Origin of the sequence: Marinomonas phycocola, assembly GCF_047525455.1 — a bacterium.
Lineage (GTDB): Bacteria > Pseudomonadota > Gammaproteobacteria > Pseudomonadales > Marinomonadaceae > Marinomonas.
Genome location: NZ_JBLIXL010000005.1, coordinates 177,165 through 192,626 on the forward strand (window position 1 = coordinate 177,165; position 15,462 = coordinate 192,626).

Annotated in this window: 13 protein-coding genes; 5 read left to right on the forward strand and 8 right to left on the reverse strand. The window is 42.0% G+C overall.

Going from position 1 to position 15,462, the window contains the following annotated elements:
* Positions 1-478: 478 nt before the first annotated feature.
* A complete protein-coding gene (locus ACMUMJ_RS05950) occupies positions 479-2,125 on the reverse strand; it encodes a methyl-accepting chemotaxis protein (RefSeq protein ID WP_414677878.1) in 1,647 nt (548 codons plus the stop codon).
* Positions 2,126-2,437: 312 nt separating this feature from the next.
* Between ACMUMJ_RS05950 and msrA the strand changes: the two genes are divergently transcribed.
* The 3 genes from msrA to ACMUMJ_RS05965 all read left to right on the forward strand — a co-directional run bounded on the left by msrA (position 2,438) and on the right by ACMUMJ_RS05965 (position 4,878).
* Positions 2,438-3,055, forward strand: a complete 618-nt coding sequence (gene msrA, locus ACMUMJ_RS05955) for a peptide-methionine (S)-S-oxide reductase MsrA (protein WP_414677879.1) — start codon at positions 2,438-2,440, stop codon at positions 3,053-3,055.
* 416 nt (positions 3,056-3,471) lie between these two features.
* A complete protein-coding gene (locus ACMUMJ_RS05960; protein ID WP_414677880.1) occupies positions 3,472-3,999 on the forward strand; it encodes a peroxiredoxin in 528 nt (175 codons plus the stop codon).
* A 270-nt stretch (positions 4,000-4,269) separates the two neighbouring features.
* Complete coding sequence (locus ACMUMJ_RS05965) at positions 4,270-4,878, forward strand: alpha-ketoglutarate-dependent dioxygenase AlkB family protein (protein ID WP_414677881.1); 609 nt, start codon at positions 4,270-4,272, stop codon at positions 4,876-4,878.
* 105 nt (positions 4,879-4,983) lie between these two features.
* Here ACMUMJ_RS05965 and ACMUMJ_RS05970 read toward each other — a convergent pair whose 3' ends face one another.
* The 6 genes from ACMUMJ_RS05970 to hutU all read right to left on the reverse strand — a co-directional run bounded on the left by ACMUMJ_RS05970 (position 4,984) and on the right by hutU (position 11,445).
* Positions 4,984-5,313, reverse strand: coding sequence for a TetR/AcrR family transcriptional regulator (locus ACMUMJ_RS05970; RefSeq protein ID WP_414677882.1), 330 nt, complete (start codon positions 5,311-5,313; stop codon positions 4,984-4,986).
* A gap of 114 nt (positions 5,314-5,427) precedes the next feature.
* Positions 5,428-6,024, reverse strand: coding sequence for a hypothetical protein (locus ACMUMJ_RS05975; protein ID WP_414677883.1), 597 nt, complete (start codon positions 6,022-6,024; stop codon positions 5,428-5,430).
* Positions 6,025-6,116: 92 nt separating this feature from the next.
* On the reverse strand, positions 6,117-6,911 hold the full coding sequence (gene hutG, locus ACMUMJ_RS05980; protein ID WP_414677884.1) for an N-formylglutamate deformylase: 795 nt from the start codon (positions 6,909-6,911) through the stop codon (positions 6,117-6,119).
* Positions 6,911-8,134, reverse strand: a complete 1,224-nt coding sequence (hutI, locus tag ACMUMJ_RS05985; RefSeq protein ID WP_414677885.1) for an imidazolonepropionase — start codon at positions 8,132-8,134, stop codon at positions 6,911-6,913. Before hutI ends, hutG begins: the two co-directional genes overlap by 1 nt.
* Positions 8,135-8,137: 3 nt before the next feature.
* Positions 8,138-9,676: a histidine ammonia-lyase gene (gene hutH / locus ACMUMJ_RS05990; RefSeq protein WP_414677886.1), complete on the reverse strand. Its 1,539-nt coding sequence runs from the start codon at positions 9,674-9,676 to the stop codon at positions 8,138-8,140.
* 77 nt (positions 9,677-9,753) lie between these two features.
* Entirely contained in the window at positions 9,754-11,445 is a 1,692-nt protein-coding gene (gene hutU, locus ACMUMJ_RS05995) for a urocanate hydratase (protein WP_414677887.1), read from the reverse strand.
* Positions 11,446-11,735: 290 nt separating this feature from the next.
* Between hutU and ACMUMJ_RS06000 the strand changes: the two genes are divergently transcribed.
* Entirely contained in the window at positions 11,736-13,121 is a 1,386-nt protein-coding gene (locus ACMUMJ_RS06000) for a formimidoylglutamate deiminase (protein ID WP_414677888.1), read from the forward strand.
* 248 nt (positions 13,122-13,369) lie between these two features.
* Here the strand turns inward: ACMUMJ_RS06000 and hutC are convergent, their stop codons facing one another.
* Positions 13,370-14,125 carry a histidine utilization transcriptional repressor HutC gene (gene hutC / locus ACMUMJ_RS06005; protein ID WP_414677890.1) on the reverse strand — a complete coding sequence of 252 codons (756 nt, stop codon included), beginning with the start codon at positions 14,123-14,125 and terminating at the stop codon, positions 13,370-13,372.
* 170 nt (positions 14,126-14,295) lie between these two features.
* Between hutC and ACMUMJ_RS06010 the strand changes: the two genes are divergently transcribed.
* The gene (locus ACMUMJ_RS06010; RefSeq protein WP_414677891.1) at positions 14,296-14,745 is read left to right on the forward strand and encodes a DUF302 domain-containing protein; all 450 of its coding nucleotides are present in this window, start codon (positions 14,296-14,298) and stop codon (positions 14,743-14,745) included.
* Positions 14,746-15,462: the final 717 nt, after the last annotated feature.

Sequence of the window (15,462 nt, forward strand, 5' to 3'; positions counted from 1 at the left end):
GTAAATAAAATCAGAGAGCCAGGTGGTTCTCTGGTTTACCGCGCGAATTAACTATTGGGTTTGATGCGTTTTCACGTCAAGTAACTTATTAGGGTGGAGTCAAGGAGTAATAGCACGTTGAAAGCGCCCTAATTGTTCTCATGACTTTTGGGTAACGGTATACAATATATACAATGAATCATATCGATTAAGCAAAATTGTGTCGGCCGTAATGGCTTTTGCAATACGAGGAGGTGGTATAAGGTTGCTTATGCCATAACGACGTATTCAGAAAAATCGGACTTCATCACTCAGATAACCTCCTAAGAATACCTAGACAGCGAACACTAACAAGTGACTCAGTATTTAAGAGAATATCCATTTTTTGGAAAGTAGGCTCTTGTGGTGAGAGAGGTAAGAAAATAAGAAAAAGCATCAGAGAATCGCTACGATCTCTGATGCTTGTTGGTGTTGTCAATGTGAACTTAAGGTATCTTGTTTAGAGTTTAAAATAGCTTACTTGAGATTTCAGAGTGGCGGATAAATTTTCTAAAGACGTTGCTGCTTTTGCGTTGTCCTGTAACGATGCGTTGGTTTGTTGTGACATTGTTGCTATTTCTTCAACACTGCTACTGATGTCGGCAATCATACTCACCTGAGCATTGGTTGCATTTACTACTTCTCGAATTTTCGTTAAGGAGTCTTTTGCTTGGGTTTGTATATCACCTAATAGACCGTTGGCCTCTTTAGTTAACGTTAGACCCATCTCAACTTGTGGGACGATGGTTTCCATGGCTTTTACGGTTGCTTGGGTGTCTTCTTGAACTTTATTAATCATGTTTTCAATTTCCCCCGTGGCCGTTCCCGTACGTTGGGCTAGCTGACGGACTTCATCGGCAACAACGGCAAACCCCCTGCCTGTTTCTCCTGCTCTAGCGGCTTCAATGGCGGCATTCAAAGCCAATAAATTCGTTTGGTCGGCAATTTCACGGATAACATTAACAATGTTACCAATTGCTAATACGCGTTCTTGGAGTACAGAGACTTGCTCCGCTGATACTTTGACCGTATCAGAAATTTTCGCAATTTCTTTACCTACTTCGATAACGGATGCACTGCCTTTTTGAGACAAATCAAAGGTTAGTGTGGAGTTTTCATCCGTTTTTTTCACAATGTGAGCGATTTCATTAATGCTTTCATCCATTTGACCTAGACTTCTAGATGCTTCAACGGTAATTTCAGTCTGTTTTTCAGAAGCATCGAGTGCTTTTTGAGACCCCATGCAAACCATCATGGCTTCTTCAGACAGTTGTATTGAAGCATGCGTAATTTCAGCAACCGTTTGCTTGAGTTTGACTTGCATCAGAGCAACAGAAGACATCATGCTGTCTTCGTAGTTATTATCGATGGTTTCGCTAAGGTTACCTTTGGCGATGTGTGCTAGGACATCACCTGCTTCCTGAGGTTCACCACCTAAGGAACGTTTTAAGTTACTACTGATCAAGTAGGCAACAAAGGCACTGATCACAACCGCAATAGCCGTAAGGGAAATCATCCATAATTGGAAGCTACTGGCTACCAAACGTGCTTTTGGTGTAGCGATTTGGTTTTCAGCTTCTTCATAGTCAATGAATTCGTTGATAATCTCTAGCCATTCCACGATGGCAGGGCTTACATCGTTTAGCAATACGGCAGTTGCTTTTTCAACCTCATTGTTTCTTTTATGTTGAATCACTTGTTGAATAAGAGGCATAGAATGCGCTTCAATTTCTTTGATCGCATCGAAAATGGCAATCTCAGTGGATGACATATCCATATGTTCTTCAAGAGCACGATCCATTTTTTTTGCCGATGCTTGGTAATGAGCATCTAAATCGTTGATCAACTCAACCAAAGAATCGACTTCGCTGCTAGTGCGTACAAGAACGACATCTCGTATCGCAATACCTCTATCATGTACGCTGCCTCTAAAGTCGATGGCATAGCGTTGTTTAACAGAATTTATGTCCGTGATTTCTGTTAATGTATCATTAATAAAATTCATTCGATTGATGCTGATAACGGTCAGAATTAGCATCATCAGTAGAACAATACAGAATCCCAGAGTAAGTTTTACGCTGATTGTGAGAGGCTTTTTCGAGGGCATATCGATATCCTTAAGCAATATTGTTTCTTAGAATAATGTTACGTATTTTTATCTCTTATAAAAGGTGAACTTTTTGAGTTTTTTGCGCTCAAACGACAAAGGAAAATAAAAAATCACAGTTGAGACGTACTATAAATGAAGACTTACTCTATTGGCAATTTTTTACGAAAAACCACAGTTAATGCAACGGATAATTGATTAAGGATTACGTGTTTTTCATCTTGCCTGTGAGTTAAGGTGATGAAAGGATGCGTTGATCTGGTGGTTTCATCATCCAATTAAATGAAATCAAATCACAATATTAAGAGAAAAATGATGAAAATGAATGGTTTAATAAAAAATATGTTTGGTGTTTTTCTGCTTACTAGTCCTCATTTAGTTCAGGCTGACACACAAACTATGATTGTGGCCGGTGGGTGTTTTTGGTGTGTCGAATCGGATTACGAAAATATTGAAGGTGTACTAGATGTTGTGTCTGGTTATACTGGTGGACATGTTAAAAACCCAAGCTATCGAGCTGTCTCTTCTAAACAAACAGGCCATTATGAAGCGGTTAAAATCACATTTGATGATGAGGTCGTTTCTTTAAAATCATTGACAGATTATTTTTGGAAAACCATTGACCCTACTGACGCAAAAGGTCAGTTTTGTGATAAGGGCAGCCCCTATTTTACAGGTCTATTTTATCAAAACGAAGAGCAACTGAAAGTCTTTGAATCTTCCTTAGAAGAAGTGAACCAGAGCAAACCCTTTAAAGAAGACATTGTCACTCCAATTCTTGTCGCCAAAGAGTTTTATTTAGCAGAGAACTATCATCAAAATTATTATAAGAAAAACCCCATTCGTTATACTTACTATCGTACTCGTTGTGGCCGTGATAGAAAAATCGAATCGTTATGGGGAGAGGTCGCCAGTAAAAAATATCATTAAGTGATTAGGACTCCCCTTCAATAGGTAAGTTGTCAATTAAAGTTAAGAACGCTGAAGACGTCATTGGCCTTGTGTATAGGAAGCTTTATGCCACTCCAATGGGGATGGGTGAGGATGTTGGCGTCGCAACGGCCTAAGCAATGAAAAGAATCTGATGTTCCTGATATCCACCTTGGACAAATTACTGTGGTGAATCGTAACATGCCTCACGCATCGATTGATGACTTGCCAAAAGAAGCGTTTCGTTATTCTGGGAAGAACTAGACGATTAAGAGTCGTGCAATTTTTCCTGAAAGTCGATCTGAATACAGTAATATTCGAATGCAGAATTGAAAAAAATAAATTCATACCAATTTATGAGTCAGTGCTAATGTATTATTTAGCGGATTCTCCAATAGAAAAGGAAAGACAATATCATGTCAAATACAGTACCTAGTGTTGTTTTTAAAACACGCGTTCGTAACGATGAATTGGGTGGTCCAAACCCGTTTGAGTGGAAAGACGTTTCAAGTGATGATCTTTTTAAAGGCAAAAACGTAGTTGTATTCTCTTTGCCTGGCGCCTTCACTCCAACATGCTCAACGTCTCATTTACCACGTTTTGAAGAGCTTTACAGTGAATTTACTGCTCAAGGCATTGATGCGGTTGTATGTATCTCTGTAAACGATGCGTTTGTTATGTATCAGTGGGGCAAAAGCCAAAATGCAGAGAATGTTTTCCTTTTACCAGATGGTAACGGTGACTTTACTCGTCAAATGGGCATGCTGGTTAAGAAAGATAACTTGGGCTTTGGCATGCGTAGCTGGCGTTATGCTATGCACGTAGAGAACGGTGAAATTGTGAAAATGTTCTCTGAAGCTGGCTTCCAAGATGATGCACCTGCGGATCCATTTGAAGTTTCTGATGCGGACACTATGTTGAATTATTTGAAAGCTCGTGCTTAATATATTCACAGAGCTTAAAAGAGCAGATGAATGCGACAATGCATTGAGTCTGCTTTTTTTTATCATTTTTTTGTTCTTATTCTCAGTACTTCTCTCGCATAAAGAAAAAAGGTATTTATTAACAAGTAAGTGAAAGCCTCGAAAATATTTGTGGATAAAAAACCTAGATATCACCAAGGTTATTCGCAGAAAAGACGATGTTTAGTGCGTTTTTGAACCAGCCTTTTGGTAAAGTGATGAATTGTTGAGACCTCATAGGCATGATAAATTATGAATCTATTTAGAGAATCCATTGAACATCCTGAAAACCTTTTAGAAGGTGACAGTATTGTTAAATATTATGGAGAATTATTTCCGCTTGATGAAGCCGACCATTATTGTGCTCGCTTGTTGGAGAATATTGAATGGAGGAATGATGAAGCGATTATTCTTGGAAAGCACATTATTACTAAACGTAAAGTTGCGTTATACGCTGATAGTGCGTTCACCTATACTTATTCTAAAATAACTCGACAGGCTTTGCCTTGGACACAAGAGCTATTGGAGATTAAAGCCATCGTCGAAGAAAAGCTCGGAGAAACCTTTAATACGTGTTTGTTGAATTTGTATCATGATGGCAGTGAGGGCGTGTCTTGGCACAGCGATGGAGAGAAAGATCTGAAAAAGAATGGTGTGATTGCGTCTGTTAGCCTTGGAGCGGAACGAAAATTTGCGTTTAAAAACAAAGTCACCAACGATACTGTATCGGTTTTTTTGGAGCATGGTAGTTTGCTTATTATGGCGGGGACTACTCAAGATTTTTGGCAACATAGACTGCCGCCAATGACGAAAATCAGTGAACCGAGAGTGAACTTAACTTTTAGAAACATTGTGCGTTAACTCAACAGTCTACTTCTTAAATTACTTATTAAGTAGATTGTAGATTTAACATAGCGAGCATATTTCTTAATTTTATTTTTGCACCTTTCGTACTTCCACTAGGATCTATTTCCCCGAATTGCAATAAATTTGAATCATTGACCAAACAGCAAATTCCAGATTTTCGTCACCCATTTTATTTGATTTAAAGGGTTTGCAAGTACTTACTAATATTTGAAGATGTTTGGTTGTATTGAAAAACAAAATGTACCCTTCGCACATTCCTACAAGCCGCTCATAAGGATCATCCTTAGCTTTGTCTATTTGATCTTGCATCGAACGGGCAAAGATTTGAAACCCTTCCTGACAAATCGCCGATGTTAATCCTTTTAGGCCATCAAAATGATGCGCAGGGGCAGAATGAGAAACACCGGCTCGTGCTGCACATTTTCGCATAGAAAGCGCTTTTGATGTCAGGTTTTGATGTCTTGAACTTAAAACGTAATCAGTCCAATAACCCGCAAAAAGTAGGTCTATTGGTGTAACGTATTAACGACTTTTCGTTTAGGATTATGCACGAAAGGTCATTAATAGAATGTCTTTTATCTTCACGTCCACTTTTACTTCAGCGTCCGTAAAATCCGATTTTTTTACATCTTGTAGAAATGGATGAATGCCTCGTAGTTTCTTAATTGCCAGAGGATCATCGGCTAACAACACTGCTACATAGGAAAAAGCATCGTAATAGCTAAAAGCCTGCTCCCTTAATACATTCAAATATTCATCGACACACTCATCACCAAAGACTTGTCTAAGTGCCACGACAGAACCATAAACCGCCGCGCCTTCACAAATAACCGTCGTTTTACGGCCATTGGTTTGATCGTTGTGACCAAGTGGATAAAGACCATGAGCCAATTCATGCATGATATCTGCAAGCAACAGAACGTCGTTTGTTAAGCTTTTCTGAGGTATGTTTATAATATATGAGAAGGGTTTATTCGCATCATGGAAAGACGCAAAAGGGACTTGTGTGTCTGCTCTTAGTTCAAACCCTGTAAACTCCGCCTCAGCGACGGGCTCGCCGAATAAAAACTCAACCGCAGGCAACCAAGATGAACGTAGTTTTTCCAGTTTACTGATATCAACGGATGGCGTTTCTGACATGATCTATACCTATATTCTGCTTTTGAAAAGTCTGGCTACTATAAAGGCTGTGTGAAAAATGTCTATTTATTAATAAAACAGTGCGCAGTTTGTTATCGTAACAAAGATGTAATGAGGCGTTGTAATTGATCTTTAATCAGAGGTTGCTGATGTGGATCTATTTTATATACACCATGCTTTAACTCGTTAGCATCAAGATACGTCGCTTGGGAAAGTTCTAGTTGTATAGCATGAATCCCGTGTTCCGGTTGACCAAAGTGTCGGGTGATATAACCCCCTTTAAAGCGGCCATTGGTAACTTGGTGATAACGATCATCAAGAGTGTTTTCTAACGTATTAATGAGTGCCATATCGCAAGAGACACCCTCGTTGCTTCCCCAGTTAAAATCAGGAAGGGTGCCATCAAATAACATCGGAACGTTGGCGGTGATGCTGTGAGCATCGAATAAAATGGCGTAGCCAAACTGATCTTTTAGGCGTGCAAGTTCCTGCGCGATTTGAGTATGGTATGTCTGCCAAATGTGCGTTTTATAGTGTTCTTTTTGTTGCTGTTCTGGCTGTTTACCCTCGTTAAAAACATTGCTGGAATCAAACAAAATATTAGGAAATAAACCTGTCGTTTTGGTCTGATAAAGCGGTGTGTCATCCACTGGGCGGTTCAAATCAATCACATAGCGTGAGTAATTTGCTTGTATGCAGCCCACCCCCAATGATTCTAAAAAATCATACAATTCAGGGAGATACCAATCTGTATCGGGTAGTTTTTTTGCTTGCTCTGTTAGACCTCGTTCGACTTCAGGGGTCAGTAATAAACCAGAATGAGGCATACTGACCAACACAGGTGTATCACTCGAACGAAATGCAAAGGGGCGTGTAATACCGTTCATTAAGTGAGAACTCCGTGTTGAACTCGTTGTTTCATTAACTGTCCACCTAACCAATAGCTCAGTTCTCCAGGGCTTTCCACATCCCAACAGACAAAATCAGCGACTTTCCCGATTTCCAGTGTGCCATGAGAATCGGCTATGCCCAATGCATTAGCCGCATGTATGGTGGTGCCTGCTAAGGTTTCTTCAGGAGTTAGCCCAAATAAAGTACAGCCCATATTCATCATTAAGCGTAACGATAAAGCGGGTGAAGTGCCGGGGTTGGCGTCGGTGGCGATTGCCATAGGAATGTTGTGTTGACGTAATAATTGGATCGGCGGTAATTGTGTTTCTTTCAGTGTGTAGAAGGCACCAGGCAATAATACGGCGACGGTGCCGGATTGCTTCATGGCCAGAACATCATCTTCTTCAATAAACTCAATGTGATCGGCAGAAAGGGCGTTAAAGGACGCCGCCATGCGTGTGCCACCGAGTGACGAAAGTTGCTCAGAGTGAATTTTCACGGCTAGGCCCAGTGCTTGTGCGGTTTCAAAATAACGTTGAACTTGTTCTGTGCTGAACGCGATGCCTTCACAAAATGCATCGACCGCATCGGCCATACCTAAGGTAGCGATTTTGGGTAAAAGCGTGTCGCATAAATAATCAATGTATGCGTCTTTGTCGTCAAATTCGGGGGGCATGGAATGCGCGGCCAAGCAGGTACGCTTTACTGTAACCGCAAGCGTATTGCCTAGCTGGGTGGCCACACGTAACATTTTCAATTCGCTTTCTAGTGACAATCCATAACCCGATTTGATCTCCACCGTGGTGACTCCGTCGTTCATCAAATGAGTCAATCGACGTTTCGCATTGGCAAGTAACGCCGTTTCGCTGGTCTCGCGTGTTGATTTGACGGTAGACGCAATGCCACCGCCTTGTTTGGTAATGTCTTGGTAGCGGATGCCGTTAAGGCGTTGCTCAAACTCTCCTGCACGATTGCCACCAAACACAAGGTGAGTATGACAATCGATTAGCCCTGGAGTGATCCAGCCACCACCAAGATCATGCTTTGTTTTGGCTTGGTAATTCGATAAATCACAAGCTTGGCCTAACCAAACAATACGACTACCGACAACACCAATTGCGGCGTCTTTAATGACGTTGTAACGGCCATCTTGCATCGTTGCAATGTGAGCGCCGTACCAAAGGCTATCCAAGTTAAGAAGAGAGTTTAAATGAGTCATACATTACTCCGCGAAACTTGGTAATAAGTCGGTTGGCATGATGTCATTGTGAACGGCTTCCATCAGCAAGGTATTGGCTTTTTCAATGTCCGTTGAAAAATAGCGATCTTTATCGTAAAAAGGAACGCGAGCCCTTAACTCCGCACGAACCTGCTCGAGTAATTCACTGGTTTTAAGAGGTGAACGGAAATCCAAGCCTTGTGTTGCAGACAGAATTTCAACCGCTAAAATACCGCGGGTATTTTCGGCCATGTCTTTTAGACGGCGTGCTGCAAACGTTGCCATGGAAACATGATCTTCTTGGTTGGCAGACGTAGGCAAACTGTCTACAGACGCTGGGTGAGCATAGTTTTTGTTTTCACTGGCTAATGCTGCTGCTGTCACTTGAGCGATCATAAAGCCTGAGTTCAAACCGCCATTATCGACTAAGAAAGGTGGTAGTTTGCTGAGGTTACTGTCGATTAACAATGCTATACGGCGCTCTGACAAACTGCCGATCTCAGCAATGGCCAAGGCCAAATTATCGGCAGCCATAGCAACGGGTTCTGCGTGGAAATTACCACCAGAAATAATGTCGCCTGATTCCGCGAACACGAGCGGATTGTCGGAAACCGCGTTGGCTTCGATGCATAAAACGGCTGAGGTGTTGCGAATTTGTTCTAAGCAGGCACCCATAACTTGAGGCTGGCAACGCAATGAATAAGGATCTTGCACCCTTTCACAGCCTTCATGGGAATTACCGAGTTCACTGGCTTCACCTAAAAGGTGACGATACGCTGCAGCAGCATCAATTTGAGTTTTATAGCCACGAACTTCATGAATACGAGTATCAAATGGACTGCGGCTGCCTAATGCCGCTTCGACCGATAAGGCACCACAGGTAATAGCTGATGCAAACAAGTCTTCTGCTTCAAATAACCCTTCTAATGCAAAGGCGGTTGATGCTTGGGTGCCGTTTAACAGAGCGAGACCTTCTTTTGGCGCGAGTGTTATAGGCTCTAAGCCAGCAATGGCTAATGCAGTTTTACCTGAAACGATTTCACCGTTATAACGGGCTTGTCCTTCACCGAGTAGAATGACACTCATATGTGCAAGCGGAGCCAAATCACCTGATGCACCAACAGAGCCTTTTTTAGGAATGCATGGGTAAACCTGTTTATTAATTAAGGTGATTAACGCTTCGATCACAGACAAGCGAATGCCAGAAAAGCCACGGGCCAGGCTGTTTACTTTTAATGTCATAATCAATTTAACGGTTTTGTCTTCCATTAACTCACCGATCCCCGCTGCGTGAGACAAGACAATGCTGCGTTGTAACTCTTCTAAATCTTCTACGGCGATGCGTGTATTGGCTAATAATCCAAAGCCTGTGTTAATTCCGTAAACAGTACGGTCTTCCGCGATAACATCATTCACCACCTGAGTACTGGCATGAATGGCGGGGATGGCGGTGCTGTCCAGTGCTAATTCAACGTGTCGGCGACTGATTTGACGAAGGTCATTCAAGGTGAGTAGACCCGGTTTGATGATTAATTTAAACATATTACGCCTCTAATGAATGGTCATTGATACGTGAGGGCCTTTTGATAAAGGGCTCTTATTTGTCAGAGCGGTCGTACTTATCTTTTGCCCGTAATCATTGGCAAGTGCAGGTTTTGCTCTTTGGCACAGTCAATGGCAATGTGATAACCTGCATCCGCATGACGCATCACGCCGGTTGCTGGATCATTGGTTAAAACTCGAGCAATTCGCTCTGCGGCATCGTCACTGCCATCGCACACAATGACCATACCTGAATGTTGAGAGAAGCCCATACCAACGCCGCCGCCGTGATGCAAAGACACCCACGTTGCACCTGATGCAGTGTTTAGTAGGGCATTCAACAAAGGCCAATCTGATACCGCATCTGAACCATCTTGCATGGATTCCGTTTCACGGTTCGGGCTGGCAACAGAGCCAGAGTCTAGATGATCACGGCCAATAACAATTGGAGCAGACAGCTCCCCGCTGCGAACCATTTCATTAAAGGCTAGACCTAATTTCGCTCGTTGGCCAAGGCCAACCCAACAAATACGTGCAGGTAAGCCTTGGAATTGAATGCGTTCATGGGCCATGTCTAACCAGTGATGTAGATGTGCATCGTCGGCAATCACTTCTTTTACTTTGGCATCGGTTTTGTAAATGTCTTCAGAGTCGCCTGATAATGCAGCCCAACGGAAAGGGCCGATGCCACGACAAAATAGCGGACGTATATAAGCAGGGACAAAACCAGGGAAATCAAATGCATTTTCGATTCCTTCTTCTAATGCCATTTGACGGATGTTGTTTCCATAATCAAACGTCGGAATTCCCATTTTTTGAAATGCCAGCATGGCTTTGACGTGTTTCGCCATCGATTGTTTTGCCGCTTTGACAACTTCTGTTGGATGGGTTTTTCCTTTTTCACGGTATTCTTCCCAGCTCATGCCTGTTGGAAGGTAGCCGTTTAACGGATCGTGTGCGGAAGTTTGATCCGTCACCATATCAGGGCGAATATCACGACGTATCATTTCTGGCAAAATGTCAGCTGCATTGCCGCATAAACCGATAGAAATGGCTTGGCCTTCTTTTGTGTATTTAGTAATGCGCGCCAAAGCGTCATCTAGATCGGTTGCTTGTTCGTCTAGATAGCGGGTTTTTAGACGGAAGTCGATGCTGGTTTGTTGGCATTCAATATTTAAAGAACACGCCCCTGCAAGGGTTGCAGCGAGCGGTTGCGCACCCCCCATGCCGCCCAAGCCTGCGGTGAGCACCCAACGACCAGTAAGATCACCATCAAAATGTTGGCGTCCTGCTTCGACGAAGGTTTCGTATGTGCCTTGAACGATGCCTTGGCTACCAATGTAGATCCAAGAGCCTGCCGTCATTTGGCCATACATCGCCAACCCTTTTGCGTCTAATTCATTAAAGTGTTCCCAATTTGCCCAGTGAGGAACCAAGTTAGAGTTAGCGATTAAAACACGGGGTGCATGGCTATGCGTTTTGAATACGCCTACCGGTTTACCTGATTGCACTAGCAAAGTTTCATCTTCTTCAAGGTGGGTTAATGTCTCAACAATTTTGTCATAACTTTCCCAATCACGTGCGGCACGGCCAATACCACCATAAACAACCAACTCTTCAGGGTTTTCTGCAACGTCTGGATCTAAGTTGTTCATTAACATCCGCATCGGGGCTTCAGTGAACCACGATTTTGCAGTAAGCGTTGTTCCTGTTGCGGCTTTGACAATGCCTTGGCGATAACGTTTTTGAGCGGGTGTTTTCTGGATCATTTTGATAGCCTCTAAAATGAGATGAAAAGAATATAATTTAAGATGTATATACAATTAATATCAAGATAAAATCTAATTCTCTGTGTTGCAAGTGGTTTTTATGAAAATGCATTTTAATAGCATGAAATAGCATTATTTAGGAATTTTTTACTGTTAGATAAAGATGTAATATCTTGTTAAATGAACATGCTTTAATAGAAGGTTTTTTACATTGTATATACAATATGTTTTCTATTACACTCAAAAATATAAATGTATTCTGAATGTATAAAGCGATGGGAGTGGATAGAGTGAATACAGACGATCAGTCTTTTTATTATTTTGCTAGCCATGCCTTGCTCGATGAAGGTTGGGCAAAAGACGTTCTATTCGAAGTGAATAATGGCTATTTACAGACAATTGAACCAAACAGTAAGCCTCCTGTTAATGCGGTTCATGTCGATGGTCCTATGTTACCGACTATGGCAAACGTACATTCTCATGCGTTTCAGCGAATTATGGCGGGTGTCGCCGAGGTCAGTTTGAATTCGATCGATAGCTTTTGGAGTTGGCGTGATCTGATGTATAAGATCGTGCGCAAGTTGTCACCAGATGATGTTCAAGTTATTGCGACGCAGCTTTATATCGATATGTTAAAAGCGGGTTACACCCAAGTCGGTGAATTTCATTATCTGCATCATGCACAGCAAGGTAAACCTTATGATCAACCTGAAGAGATGGCCATTCGTTTGATGGAAGCGGCGAATGTGTCGGGTATCGGTCTAACCTTATTGCCAGTACTCTACTCTCATTCTGGTTTTGGTGGTCAAGAGCCAACCGCTGGTCAGTTGCGTTTTATACATTCCACCGAATCCTATCTTGACTTGCAACAGGCATGTGAAAAGGCGCTGGTGGATCAACCGTCACATCAATTGGGTATTTGCTTTCATTCGTTACGTGCCGTGACAAAGCCGCAAATCAATACCGTGTTGCAGTCGCTTGACCAAAAGAAAGTGGTGCACATTCATATCGCAGAGCAGCAAAAAGAAGTGCAAGATTGCCTGAATTGGAGTGGTCAGCGTCCTATAGAGTGGCTGCATAACAACGTAGGATTGAATGATCGCTGGTGTTTGGTGCATGCGACGCATATTAATCATCAAGAAATTCGAAACATGGCTAATAGCCATGTCGTCGCTGGTTTGTGCTTAACAACGGAAGCGAATTTAGGCGATGGCATCTTTCCTGCTGTTGAATTTGAAAAAGCCAATGGCCGTTGGGGAGTGGGTTCTGATAGTCATGTAAGCTTATCCATCGTTGACGAGTTGCGCACATTGGAATACGGGCAGCGATTGAGAGATCAGCAGCGCAATCGTTTACACCGCCCAAATCAGCCGAGTGTCGGAGACAATCTATTTGCACAAGCATTGCAAGGGGGGAATCAAGCCTGTGATGTGTCACTTGGTTTGAAAGTAGGGAACCGAGCCAACTTTATGATATTAGATGCATCAAACCCTTTTATGGCCGCTAGCCAACCCGCTGATGTATTAAATCGTTGGTTATTCGCGTGCAATGAAAACATGATCAAAGATGTGTTTGTTGCAGGTAAACAGGTGATTAAAGCGTTTCAGCATGACCAAGACGATTCTAGCCGTTTGGCGTTTACTCGGGTTATCAAAAAAGTCATGTACGATGAATAAAGGCAATTTTCAGGTATTCCATCAAGTTCAGTACTTACGAATGCCTTAGAAAAATGGGCTAGGAGAAGCATTAGAGATTATCAAAAGTAAAGACGATCACAGTCTTAATTTGGTGAAATCAGCAACAGTTACTTTTTTGCACGAAATAAGGGTACTGATCGAGAGATTGCCGTCTATTTAAGGGGCGTTCTGCTGTTAATTGATAGATACAGGTTAAGTGTGGAAAGTGAAAAGCGTTACTACTGTGACTAACGTCCAAAATGACCAAATAATTGAAAACGAGAGCCCGGATACAATAAACGTGCTGCGGTGACAATGTCATTGCCTGACCATGTACGGCGTTTGATTTGTAAGCAAGGCTCTTGAGCTTGGATGCGTAAACGTTCGCATTCAATGGACGTTGGTAACACCGCTTCTACTAAATGTTCGCCTTCTGTCATTGGTGCGACTTGCATTAAATATTCATAAGAGGTTCGTTTTGTGAAATCTTGTTGGTCGTATTCTGGCGCCAGTGTGGCATTGACGACGCGTTCTTCAATTTGGATGGGTAATGCATTTTCAAAGTGTAAAACAACGGATCGGAAAATGTCATGGTTGGTACGAATGCCTAACATCATAGCTTCTTCAACAGACGCTCTTCCGGATTCTATAATGAGTAATTCTGCTCTGTGCTGGTGGCCTCGAGCGGCAATTTCATCTGCTATGTTATGTACTTCAAACAACGCAGAGTGAGCTTTCTTTTTGGCAACAAACGTTCCTAAACCTTGTTGGCGAATAAGCAGACCTTCCGCGGTCAACTCTCTCAGTGCACGATTGACTGTCATGCGACTTACCCCAAGCGCTTTTACCATTTCGGCTTCGGATGGAATGCGCTGGTTCTCCTCCCATTCGCCTATGGATATCTTGTAAGTAATCGCTTTTTTTACTTTGGCGTAAATTGGCTGAGAAGTATCGGATAACCCATTAAATAAATTGCTGAGCATAGACTCTATTTGCTGATTCACAGGCATACCAGGTTAAATAAAAGAGTCGAAATTATATCGTGAATCACGATTTTCAAACAACTTATCGTTTATCTTCTGGAAAAAATGAACCCTATGGTGTACATAGTGTCTTAGTTATGTTCGTTTCACTGTTCTTAATTAGGTTCGACAATTTATTCAAGGAGATAGTTATGAAAAAAATGATTCCAGCAGCGTTGTTAGCATTATCAATATCCGCACCAGCATTCGCAGTAGATGGTATGATTAATGTGCAAAGTAGCCATTCCGTAAAAGAAACCGCTGATCGAATGGAAGGCGTCCTTAAAGAAAAAGGCATGACGGTATTTAATCGAATCAAGCACTCTGAAGGTGCGAGCAAAGTGGGCATTGAACTAAGAGATACTGAGCTAGTGTTGTTTGGCAACCCTAAAGTAGGTAGCCCTTTGATGGCATGTTCACAAAGCATTGCAATCGATTTGCCACAAAAAGCATTAATTTGGGAGGATGAAGCGAAAAACGTTTGGATTTCTTATAATGATCCAAAATATCTAGAGAAAAAACACAACCTTGTTGGTTGTGAAGCGGTTATTGAAAAAGTGGGCAATGCCTTGGCGGGTATAACAAAAGTGGTAGCGTCTTAGGTATTCAAACTCAAACGGTTAGTAAACCAAAAAAATAGAGAGGTAAAGCTCGACGGGCTTTATCGTATTTTGTGATCTTAGAGTTTTGCTTCTCTGTTTTAGTCGGTTATTCGTATTATCTATTTTTCTGTACTCATCAAATTTGTAAGGTTGGCGCCATCCTTTTGCCCAATCTCCAAGTGGCTCTAAGTGGTTAAAGAGCGCTCTTCCATCTGTGGTTAAACTGTAACCGTCCGACGCTTTTTCAATTAAGTTAGCTGCTTTTAACTCTTTTAGCTGTGTATGTTAAATATTATGTCAGACGTCCCGCATTAGAAATGGCTTCTGGTTCCATGCTAGTTGGTGCTCTCTCCATTATATTGGTTTCTCTTTTATGGGAGAGGCGGTGTCAATGAGTTAGGTTATGGCTTTAGCCGTTATTGTATTAGCAATTTATTTGGTTTTATCAGGAGCAAGTAAGGCATCATTAAAGAAAACGACTTAGTAAGAGTGTAGATAAGGAACATGTACTTCTCTGTTGTGACTATAAAAGGCGCTTCGGCGCCTTTTTTGTGTCTGTAATATGACGGTTTTGTATCATAAGTATACGAATTTGATGTTTTTTTATCTTTTCTGGTCTTTTTCAGGAAAAACATCAGAAAAGGGTTGCACTAAATCTGTAGATCCTTAATATACGCCCTCGCTGACACGGACAAGCACTCAGAACAACGAGTCACA